This is a genomic window from Xanthomonas sp. NCPPB 2632, assembly GCF_041228075.2.
Taxonomy (GTDB): Bacteria; Pseudomonadota; Gammaproteobacteria; order Xanthomonadales; family Rhodanobacteraceae; genus Luteibacter.
Genome location: NZ_CM192979.1, coordinates 4,468,182 through 4,479,292, shown reverse-complemented (window position 1 = coordinate 4,479,292; position 11,111 = coordinate 4,468,182). Strand labels below are relative to the sequence as shown.

Annotated in this window: 7 protein-coding genes; 4 read left to right on the top strand and 3 right to left on the bottom strand. The window is 65.5% G+C overall.

What is annotated here, in order from left to right; all coding sequences use genetic code 11:
* Positions 1-65: 65 nt before the first annotated feature.
* Together AB8808_RS19380 and AB8808_RS19375 are read left to right on the top strand one after the other, a co-directional pair.
* On the top strand, positions 66-3,191 hold the full coding sequence (locus tag AB8808_RS19380; protein WP_036139221.1) for an efflux RND transporter permease subunit: 3,126 nt from the start codon (positions 66-68) through the stop codon (positions 3,189-3,191).
* A 248-nt stretch (positions 3,192-3,439) separates the two neighbouring features.
* Positions 3,440-5,677: an NADP-dependent isocitrate dehydrogenase gene (locus tag AB8808_RS19375; protein WP_369931146.1), complete on the top strand. Its 2,238-nt coding sequence runs from the start codon at positions 3,440-3,442 to the stop codon at positions 5,675-5,677.
* A gap of 37 nt (positions 5,678-5,714) precedes the next feature.
* Here AB8808_RS19375 and AB8808_RS19370 read toward each other — a convergent pair whose 3' ends face one another.
* From AB8808_RS19370 to AB8808_RS19360, 3 genes are all read right to left on the bottom strand, one after another.
* On the bottom strand, positions 5,715-6,956 hold the full coding sequence (locus tag AB8808_RS19370) for an SGNH/GDSL hydrolase family protein (RefSeq protein WP_369931145.1): 1,242 nt from the start codon (positions 6,954-6,956) through the stop codon (positions 5,715-5,717).
* Between the two features lie 112 nt (positions 6,957-7,068).
* Complete coding sequence (locus tag AB8808_RS19365) at positions 7,069-8,274, bottom strand: SGNH/GDSL hydrolase family protein (protein ID WP_369931144.1); 1,206 nt, start codon at positions 8,272-8,274, stop codon at positions 7,069-7,071.
* Between the two features lie 186 nt (positions 8,275-8,460).
* Positions 8,461-9,408, bottom strand: coding sequence for an aldo/keto reductase (locus tag AB8808_RS19360; protein ID WP_369931143.1), 948 nt, complete (start codon positions 9,406-9,408; stop codon positions 8,461-8,463).
* A gap of 270 nt (positions 9,409-9,678) precedes the next feature.
* Here AB8808_RS19360 and AB8808_RS19355 point away from each other — a divergent pair, with 270 nt between their 5' ends.
* The gene (locus tag AB8808_RS19355; protein ID WP_369931142.1) at positions 9,679-10,587 is read left to right on the top strand and encodes a LysR substrate-binding domain-containing protein; all 909 of its coding nucleotides are present in this window, start codon (positions 9,679-9,681) and stop codon (positions 10,585-10,587) included.
* A gap of 257 nt (positions 10,588-10,844) precedes the next feature.
* A complete protein-coding gene (locus AB8808_RS19350) occupies positions 10,845-11,018 on the top strand; it encodes a hypothetical protein (RefSeq protein WP_369931141.1) in 174 nt (57 codons plus the stop codon).
* Positions 11,019-11,111 lie beyond the last annotated feature (93 nt).

Here is an 11,111-nt window from a genome sequence, read left to right as displayed (position 1 = left end):
TCCGGATGGCGCGTTAGGACGGAACCATTCCGCGCCGATCCGAGCACGATGCAGCGTTCTTCGACATGAATATCTCCGGTCCGTTCATCCGCCGTCCGATCGGCACGTCGCTGCTGGCCATCGGCATCTTCGTGATCGGCGTGATCTGCTACTCGTTGCTCGGCGTAGCGGCGTTGCCGGCCATCCAGTTCCCGGCCATCTTCGTGCAGGCGCAGCAGTCCGGCGCGGATGCCAGCACCATGGCCTCCACGGTGGCCGCCCCGCTGGAACGCCACCTGGGTCAGGTGCCCGGCGTCGAGTCCATGCGCTCGAACAGCTCGGAGGGCAGCGCCTTCGTCCTGCTGTTCTTCCAGAACGGCACCAATATCGACGCGGCGGCGCGCGACGTGCAGTCGGCGATCAACGCGGCGCAGCCCGATCTGCCTAGCGGCCTGCTCAACGCCCCGTCCTACGAGAAGGCCAACCCGAACGACGATCCGGTGATCGTGCTGGCGCTCACCTCCGACACGGTGGCACCCACGGCGTTGTACAACGTGGCCGATTCCATCCTCGCGCAGCGGCTGCGCCAGCAGGAAGGCATCGCCTCGGTGGACATCGCCGGTAGCGCGACGCCGGCCATCCGCGTCGACGTCAACCTGCGCGCGCTGAACGCGATGGGCCTGTCGCCGGACCAGCTGCGCAATGCGCTCACCGCCGCCAATGTCACCTCGCCGCAGGGGTTCCTCTCCGACGGCAAGACGACCATGGCGGTGACGGCCACGGATTCGCTGCACACGGCGGACGAATTCGCCAAGCTGATCATCGGCGTGAACAACAGCGTGCCGATCCGCCTGTCCGATGTGGCCAAGGTGTACGACGGCCAGCAGGACGCGTTCCAGGCAGCCTGGTTCAACGGTAAGCCCGGCATCCTGATGTACGTGTTCCGCAAGTCGGACGCCAACGTCATCGATACGGTGGACCGGATCAAGGCGCAGATTCCCACCATGCAGACCTGGCTGCCGGCCGGTGTGCAGCTGCACTCGTTCTTCGACGGCACGCCGACCATCCGGGCGTCGCTGCACGAGGTGCAGGCCACGCTGCTGATCAGCCTGGCGATGGTGATCATGACGATGGCGCTGTTCCTGCGCCGCCTCGCCCCCACGGTGATCGCAGGCCTGACGGTGCCGCTGTCGCTGGCCGGCGCGTTCACGGTCATGTATGCCTTCGGCTACACCCTGAACAACCTGACGCTGCTGGCGCTGGTGATCGCCATCGGCTTCGTGGTGGACGATGCGATCGTGGTGATCGAAAACGTCATCCGCCACATGGACGAGGGCATCCCGCGGTTCGAGGCGGCCTTGCTGGGTGCGCGTGAGATCGGTTTCACCATCGTCTCGATCACCGGTTCGCTGGTGGCGGTGTTCATTCCGCTGTTGCTCGCGCCCGGCGTCATCGGCATGTTCTTCAAGGAATTCACCGTCACACTGGTGGCGGCCATCCTGGTCTCGGCAGTGATCTCGCTGACCCTCACCCCGTCGTTGTGCGCGCATTTCCTTACCGCGCACGCCAACGACGAACCTGAATCGAAGTTCGGTCGCGCGCTGGAGCGCATGCACGAGCGCATGGTCGGTGTCTATCGCCGCGCGCTCGACTGGACCCTGCGCCATGCCCTGTTGATGGCGCTCACGCCGCTGGTGCTGGTCGGCATCACCATCGTGTTGTTCGGCATGATCAAGGCGGGTTTCTTCCCTCCGCAGGACACCGGCCTGATCGGCGCTCGCGCCACGTCCAGTTCCACCGTGTCGTTCGACGAGATGCAGGCGCGCCAGACCCGGCTCACCGACATGCTGCTGGCCGATCCGGCGGTGAAGGCCGTCGGCTCGCGCCTGGGTACCAGCCGCACCGGCTCCACCGGGCAGTTCAACATCGAACTGAAGACGGTGGCGGAAGGGCGCAAGGGCACCACGTTCGACGTGCTGGATCGCCTTTCGGCGGCGGCCAACAAGTACCCCGACCTCAACCTGCGCCTGCGTCCCATCCAGGATCTGCCGACGGGCGGTGGCGGCGGCTCGTCGCAGGGTGGCCAGTATTCGGTGTCGCTCAAGGGCAACGACATCGTCGAGCTGCAGACGTGGCTGCCGAAGCTCGTGGACGCGCTGAAGAAGAACAAGATGCTGACCGATGTCGGCAGCGATATCGACGCGCAGGGCCTGCGCCAGAACATGGTGATCGACCGCGACACGGCCGCACGCCTGGGCGTGTCCATCGGCAACATCGACGGCGCCTTGTACAACGCGTTCGGCCAGCGTGCGGTGTCCACCATCTATTCGGACATCAACCAGTACCGCGTCATCGTCAACGCGCTGCCGCAGATGGCCGCCACGCCGGAATCGCTCAACCAGATCTACGTGCGCTCCGACAGCGGCGCCATGGTGCCCATGTCCGCGGTGGCACGCCAGGAGCCCGGCCTGGCGCCCAGCCAGATCGTGCATGAGGACCAGTACACGAGCATGGGCGTCAGCTTCAACCTCGCTCCCAACGTGAGCATGGGCGAGGCCATGGTCATCATCCAGAAGACCATCGACGGCATGCGCATGCCCGGTGACATCCGCCTGGATGCGGGCAGCGATTTCCGTCGCTTCCAGCAGTCGCAGAGCGACATGCCGCTGCTGATCCTCGCCGCCATCGTCGTGGTCTACCTGCTGATGGGCATGCTGTACGAGAGCCTGATCCATCCCGTGACCATCATCTCGACCCTGCCTGCCGCCGGCGTGGGCGCGCTGGCGGCGCTGGTCATCACCGATACCGAGTTGTCGGTGGTGGCGATGATCGCGCTGGTGCTGCTCATCGGCATCGTCAAGAAGAACGCGATCATGATGATCGACTTCGCGCTGGTGGCGGAGCGCGAGCATCACCTCACCTCGAAGGAAGCGATCCGCGAGGCCTGCCTGGTGCGCTTTCGCCCGATCATGATGACCACCATGGTGGCCATCCTGGCAGCGCTGCCGCTGGCGATCGGCCTCGGCGAAGGTTCCGAGCTGCGACGCCCGCTGGGTATCGCGATGATCGGCGGCCTGCTGATCTCGCAGAGCCTCACCCTGCTGTCGACTCCGGCGCTGTACGTGATCTTCGCCTGCCTTTCCGAGCGCTGGAAGACGCGCAAGGCACGCCGCGCCGAAAAACGCGCACTCCGCCTGAACAAACCCGCGTAACGGTGACCATCACGGCGCAAACTGCAAACGACGCTGTGTAGGAGCGCACGATGTGCGCGATGGGGCTTGCCGTGATGGGGGGTATCGCGTCGCCGCCCTGTTGGTTTTTCGCGCACATCGTGCGCTCCTACCCCTCGGGGGGCAATCGGGCGACAATGGGCGGGTTTCCTGCCCGCCGGTGCGCCCCTTGCGGCCTGCGCCGGCCAGCCCCATGACCTGGCCCACTCAAGCATAAGGCTCGCCGAATCATGTCCAGCACCCCCAAGATCATCTATACGCTCACCGACGAAGCGCCGTTCCTGGCCACCGCCTCCTTCCTGCCCATCGTCGAGGCCTTCGCCGGCACGGCGGGCGTCGCGGTGGAGACCCGCGACATCTCGCTGGCCGGGCGCATCCTGGCCCAGTTCCCGGACCGCCTCACCGAGTCCCAGAAGATCGGCGATCACCTGGCCGAACTGGGCGAGCTGGCCACGCGGCCCGAAGCCAACATCATCAAGCTGCCCAACATCAGCGCCTCCGTGCCGCAGATGAAGGCCGCCATCCGCGAGTTGCAGGCGCAGGGCTACGCCATCCCCGACTATGTGGATGCACCCGCCAGCGATGCGGACAAGGACAGCAACGCCCGCTATGGCAAGGCCATGGGCAGCGCCGTGAATCCGGTGCTGCGCGAGGGCAACTCCGATCGTCGCGCACCGCTCTCGGTCAAGAACTACGCACGCAAGCATCCGCACCGTATGGGCAAGTGGTCGGCGGAATCGAAATCCCACGTGTCGCACATGGACGGCGGCGATTTCTACGGCAGCGAAACCTCGGCAACGATCGCCGCGGCAGGCAGCCTGCGCATCGAGTTCACCGGCAAGGATGGCGGCACCACCGTGCTGAAGGACAAGGTGGCGGTGAAGGTCGGCGAGATCGTCGACGCCGCCGTCATGAGCCGCAAGGCGCTGGCCACGTTCATCGACGTCCAGCTGGCCGATGCGAAGGCGAAGGGCGTGTTGTTCTCGCTGCACCTCAAGGCCACCATGATGAAGGTGTCCGACCCGATCATGTTCGGCATCGCGGTACGCGAGTTCTACAAGAACACGCTCACCCGGCATGCGGATGCCCTGAAGCGGATCGGTTTCGACGCCAACAACGGCATCGGCGACCTGTACGCGCGCCTGGACAAGCTCGACGACGCCACGCGTGCTGCCGTCGAGGCCGATCTCACTGCCGAATACGCGCAGCGTCCCGCCCTGGCCATGGTCAATTCCGACAAGGGCATCACCAACCTGCACGTGCCCAGCGATGTGATCGTCGATGCATCGATGCCGGCGATGATCCGCGACTCCGGTGGTATGTGGAATGCCGAGGGCAAGCTGCAGGATGCCAAGGCGGTCATTCCCGATCGCTCGTACGCGGGCGTATACCAGGTCGTGATCGAGGATTGCATCGCTCACGGTGCGTTCGATCCGTCCACCATGGGCAGCGTGCCCAACGTCGGCCTGATGGCGCAGAAGGCCGAGGAGTACGGCTCGCACGACAAGACGTTCCAGATCGTCGCGGACGGCACGGTACGTGTCGTCGCCGACGACGGTGCCGTGGTGTTCGAGCACGCGGTGGAGCAGGGCGATATCTGGCGCATGTGCCAGACCAAGGATGCGCCGATCCAGGATTGGGTGAAGCTTGCGGTGCAGCGGGCGCGCCTGTCGGACACCCCCGCCGTGTTCTGGCTCGATCGCCAGCGTGCGCACGATGCGCAGGTGATCGCCAAGGTGGAGCGCTACCTCGAGGACCACGACACCGCCGGCCTCGATATCCGTGTACTCGACCCGGTCGCCGCCACACGGCTGTCACTGGAGCGCATCCGCCAGGGCAAGGACACCATCTCCGTCACCGGCAACGTGCTGCGCGACTACCTCACCGATCTCTTCCCCATCATGGAACTGGGCACGTCGGCAAAGATGCTCTCCGTCGTGCCGTTGATGGCCGGTGGCGGGCTGTTCGAGACCGGAGCCGGTGGCTCCGCACCCAAACACGTGCAGCAGTTCGTCGAAGAGGGCTATCTGCGCTGGGATTCGCTGGGCGAATTCCTCGCGCTGGCCGCATCGCTCGAACACCTGGGCGAACGCTACGACAACGCGCATGCGCGCGTGCTGGCGAAGACACTGGACCAGGCCAACGGCCGCTTCCTGGACAGCAACAAGTCGCCGGCGCGCAAGGTCGGTGAGATCGACAACCGCGGCAGCCATTTCTACCTGGCGATGTACTGGGCCGAAGCGCTCGCCGCGCAGCAGGACGATGCCGACCTGAGGGCGAAGTTCGCCGTGGTGGCGAAGACGCTGGCGGACAACGAGGCGACGATCATCGCCGAGTTGAACGGTGCGCAGGGTAAGCCGGTCGAGATCGGCGGCTACTACCACCCCGACATGAAGCGGATCAGTGCCGCCATGCGGCCGAGCGCCACCTTCAATGCGGCGCTGGATGTGCTGAACGCGTCGCGCTGAGCAAAAAGGGGCCGCCTGCGTGCGGCCCCTTCTTCCGTCAGCGCAGCCCCCATCCGTAAGGCATTTCGTCCAGCACCCAGCGGGAAATCAGTTCGTGCGTCCGCGTGGTCGGATGCATCATGTCCCAGAAGACGTGTGTATGGGGATCGCAGTCGCGCCGTACGCCCTGCGGCACGGCATACACCCCCGAGCCCTGTGAGCGCAGATCGAGGCAGGCCGTATCCGTTCCGGTCATGCCGAAACGACCCGGATCGGCCATCAGCTCCCTGAGTTTCGCTTCGGCATCGACGAACACGAACTGCGCGCCGGTGCGCAGCGACATGTCGTGGATCATCCCCGGTATGGCGCGGTTGAACTCACGCACGCTGGCATGCACGGCCTCGCCGTCGGAGCGGCCGCCTTCGCCGGTCCCCGGTATGACGCGGAACGTCGGCACCTGGCTCAGGTCGGGCTGGCCGAGCACGACGATCTTGCGGGCCCCGTCGTCCACCAGGGCATCCAGGGCGTACTTGAGATCGGCCAGCACCTCGGCAGGCTTGCGCGCCGCGGTGACGAAGTCGTTGGCGCCGATCCAGACGGTGAACAAGGTGCGCGAGACATCGTAGGTGTTCCTGTTTTTCTTCCGGTAGCGAAGGAAGGAATCCACCTGGGCCTTCAGGCCGTTGATGATCAGGTAGGCATTGTTCGTCTGCGCACCGCCGGTGGCCCATGTGTTGAGCGGAAGCCCGGTTCGTCTGGCCAGGTATTCCGTCCACACCGGACCGTTGCTGAAACGACCGAGAAACCACGACGTATGGATTGGGAAGGTCTGCCGACTCTCGCCATAAACGTTGCCGGTGTCGCTGAGGCTGTCGCCAAAGGCCACGATCCGTTCGACAGGCATGCCCCGTCGTGACGCGATGTCACCGTCGTACCAGATCTCATGGTTCTGGCCGATATCCGTGCTGGCGGCCGAGGCCTGCACCACCGGAGCGGCACGGCGCTTCGTCAACGTCGTGCGACAGGCCTCATGGATATCCTCCGGCTCCTGGAGCGTGAAGAACATCGAGCCAAGGTAAACGTTGTTTACCGTGCGCCAGTGACCCGTCAGCGTGAAGTCGTCGGCTTCGACCCAGCTCGTGCGCAGGTCACTGGGATCGGCGTACGTTTTGTACCAGCAGCGCAGCTTGGCCTGCGTCGGGCGGTCGAAGACGTTTTCGTGCTGCTGGGCAGGAACGGTACCGGCGGCGATAGCCGCGATAGCCAGGGCGGCCAATCGCCAGCGAGTGGTGCATGTCATGGAGATATCCTTATGGAGTCGTCGGCATCCTGCCGACGACTCGTATCCTCATGGCAATCGCCCAACCGTCGGTATCAGATAAGTCGGATGCCCGTGTCGGCAATGCCCTGGCTCATCGACGAAGACCCCACGAAGCCGGCGTGGCTTCGATCGCCCATTCCGCCATCAACGCATGCGTGCGCGTGGTCGGGTGCAGCGTGTCCCAGAACACGTAGGCGGACGGATCGCAGCCGGCGCGGAGCTTCTGCTTCTTCAGGTAGTTCGTTGAGCTGGGGCTGTCGATCTGCAGGCACGACTCATGGGTGTTGATGAAGCCGAAGCGTTTCGGGTCGCGGATGACCTCGTCGAAGGCGGCGCGTGCGTTGACCACCCTGACCTCCGCGCCCGTGGTGGCGGACAGGCGCTCGGCGATCAGGCCGATCTGCTGGTTGTAGTGCGCCACCTTGCCCTGCACGGTGTGAATATCGCCGGGGCGATGCTTGAAGACCGGCGCGACCGAGACGTCCGGCAGATTCACGATGAGGATCTTGCGCGCACCCTTGTCGATGAGCTTCTTCAGCGAGGCCTCCTGCAGAGCCACGATGGCGGGACCGGTCTTGGTGTCGTTGACGAAGTCGTTGCCGCTGGCGAGGAAGGTGAACAGCGTGCGCGACGGATCGTAGCCCTTGGCATGCCCCATGTAGTTGAAGAAACCATCGATCTGCTTGTCCACGCCGTGGATCAGGCCCAGGTGCGCGTCGCGCGTCTGCGCGCCGCCGATCGCCCAGTTGTTGAGGGTCAGGCCGGTACGCGAGGCGAGGTGCTCGATCCAGGTCGGGCCATTGCTGAAACGGCCCAGGAACCACGACGAGCCCGGCAGTTGCCATTGCGAGGCGTTGTGCATGTTGCCCGTGTCGCTCAGGCTGTCGCCGAAGGACACGATGCGCTCGACCGGCTTGCCGGGGGCCAGGTCGCCGTTGTACCAGATCTCGTAGTTGTAGCTGCGATCGCTATCGGCGGCGCCTACCGCGACCAGTCCGCTGGCGCCCTTGATCGTGGCGACCTTGGACTCGCATGCCTGTCGGGTCTTGGCCGGGCTGGTGTCCGTGAAGAACAGGCTTCGCGAGGGCAGGACACTGGAGCTGCGCCAGTAACCACGCAGCGGCACATCCGCCCTGGTGAAGGCGGTCGCGGTGCCGTGGGGATCGGAACCCAGGCGGTAGTGGCAGCGCAGTCCGGTCGTGCTTTCGCCGAAGGGCGCGGCCTGCGCGGGCAGGGTCAGCGTGGCGGCAAGCGCCGCGAGCGAGGCGAGGATGAGTGGGCGTCCGGTCGTGGACATGGGTAACTCCTGTGAGGGGAAAGGATGTCGGGCTGGCTGCCCGACACCTCACATATTTCCCGCCCAGCACCCACACGACTGCCGGAGTAAGCCGACACATCATGCAGGGCAAGTCCTGCACGATGTGTCTTACGCCTTAGGTATGTCGCCCACGACGGTCGCGACCGAAACCACCCGCCGCAGGGGTCATTCGCCGCTGGCGCTATCCAGTCGGCTCAGGTCGTCCGTCGTCAGTTGCAGCGTCGCCGCCTTGGCCAGCTCGCTCAACTGTTCCACCGTGGTGGCGCTGGCGATGGCTGCGGCGATGGCCGGCTGCGCCATCACCCACGCCAGGGCCACCTGGGCCGGCGTGGCGCCGTGGGCCTCCGCTGTCTGGTCCAGCGCCGCCAGCACACGGTAGCCGCGGTCGGTGAGATACGCCTTGACCTTGCCGCCGCGCGCCTTGCTCTTGGCCAGGTCGGCTTCGCGGCGGTACTTGCCGCTGAGGAAGCCGCTGGCCAGCGAGTAGTAACTGATCACGCCCACGTCCTCCCTCACGCACAGCGGCTGCAGCTCCTTCTCGAAGCCCGCGCGATCCATCAGGTTGTATTCCGGCTGCAGGGATTCGTAACGCGCGATGCCGGCGGACCGACTGGTCTTCAGTGCGTCGTCCAGCCGCGTGGCCTCGAAGTTGGACGCGCCGATGACGCGCACCTTACCCGCCTGCACCAGGTCGTCGAACGCACGCAGCGTCTCTTCCAGCGGCACCTTGGGGTCGTCCTCGTGGGCCTGGTAGAGGTCGATATGGTCGGTCTGCAGGCGGCGGAGGGAATCCTCCACGGCCTCCTTGATGTTCGTCGGCGACAGGCCCGGGTAACGGTCCCACTTGGCCACCTTGGTGGCGATCAGCACCCGGTCGCGTTTACCGGACTGTTTCAGCCAGCGCCCGATGATGGCCTCGGACTCGCCGCCCTCGTTACCTTCCACCCAGCGCGAATAGACGTCAGCCGTGTCGATGAGGTTGAGGCCGTGATCGACGAAGGCATCCAGCAACGCGAACGAGCGGGATTCGTCCGCGCTCCAGCCGAACACGTTACCGCCGAACGCCAGCGGCGCGACCTGCAGGGACGAGCGTCCCAGTTGACGAAGCATCATGCGTGTCTCCGATGAGGGCGAGAGGCGCAGGATGGCCGATGCCAGGTCCAGACGGCGTGTGGGTCGGCAGGCGGCCCAGGCGCAGGACGAGCTCACGGTCGACGATATGGCCGTGCATGAAGGCGAGGCCGGTAAGGATCGATGCCATGGCGGTGCTCCGGTAAAAAAGCGTGTCGCAAAGGCTTGCGACTGTGGGTGAGCTAAAGGGTGTGTGTTCCGCCAAGGCTTAAAAAGCGATATGTTTGCAAGACCGCCTTGAGGTGAATTCACATGTCACGTCTACCGCTCGGCCAGCTTCAAGGGTTTGTCCTGGTCGCCCGCACGGGCAAGCTCTCGCGTGCTGCAGAGCAGCTCAACCTGACCGTGAGCGCGCTCAGCCACCAGGTGCGCAACCTGGAGGAGCGCCTGGGTCGGTCGCTGTTCGATCGCGGGCCGCGTGGCGTGACCCTCACGGCGGAAGGCACTCACCTGCTCGATGCGATCGGGCACCACTTCGAGGGCATCGAGCACGCCCTGAACCGCTATGCCTGCCGGCACCATGACACCGTGACGCTGAGCGTCCTTCCCTCGGTGGCGTCCAGCTGGCTGGTACCGCGGCTGCCCAGGCTGGTCGGTGCCCACCCGGAGCTGGAACTCAGCCTCTCCTCATCGGTGTCGGTGGTCGACTTCGATCGCGAGCCGACCATCGACGTCGCCTTCCGCTATGGCCTGGGTTCGTGGCCGCGTACGAAGGCCGACCGGTTGTTCGGCGAATACATCGTGCCCATCGCCAGTCCCTCGCTGGTACGCAAGATGGGTGGCCTGCCCGATACCTCACTGGCCGGCTGGCCGCTGCTGGGCGATCCGTCCGGCCGCTGGAACGACTGGGCAGAGGCCTTCGGGATGCCCTTGCCCTCGCGCTACGTGGCCCGCTTCGACAACACCGAGCACCTGCAACGCGCCGTGCTCGAAGGCATGGGCGTGGCCCTGGGCCGGCTGGTCATGGCGCGCTCCCTGATCGAGTGCGGCGCACTCACCGTCTTGTGCCAGGAACGCCTGCGGGTGGCCGAGGCGTATTACCTCGTTTACCCCAAGCGCTCGGAGACCCATGCCGGTGTGGGCCGTGTCCGCGAATGGCTACTGAACGAGGCCCGCGAATACGAGGCCGGCATTGCCGACGGATCGTCGCTTTCCCCTTGACCGATTCTCGCTGCGGCGCGACAATCCGCGCGCTACCGAACCGCTTCCGGTCCGGCTGGCACCCTTCTTAGCTTACCCAGGCATATGGACGTCTACCCTAGTCGACGCGCCGGCTCCCGCACGCATCGGGTCCCGGCGCTGGCAAACATCAACGCCTACGGCGACCGTTCCCGGTCGGCCGGCGCTTTCCTCCGCTAGGGAAAGTCCGGCTCTCCCGGCCCGGAAGCCGTGCGCTTCCGCTACCCGAGGATTGAGCCATGAATCTGCAGCTCGAAAAGACCGGTCCCCGCATGTTCGGCCGCCGTCTGGCGTTCGCCATCGTTCGTCGCCGCGCCGTGTCCACCGTTCCCGCCAAGCGCACCATCACCGTTCCCCGTCCGCTGGATGCGCAGGAAAGCCAGGGGAAACCGGCCGTCGTCAAACTCCCGTAACGATGAACAGCGACATAGACACTACGGCGCGGCATCCGCCGTCCGTTACGTCCACCCGGAACACCGAACGTCGGCTCCGCGCCGGCGCGCACG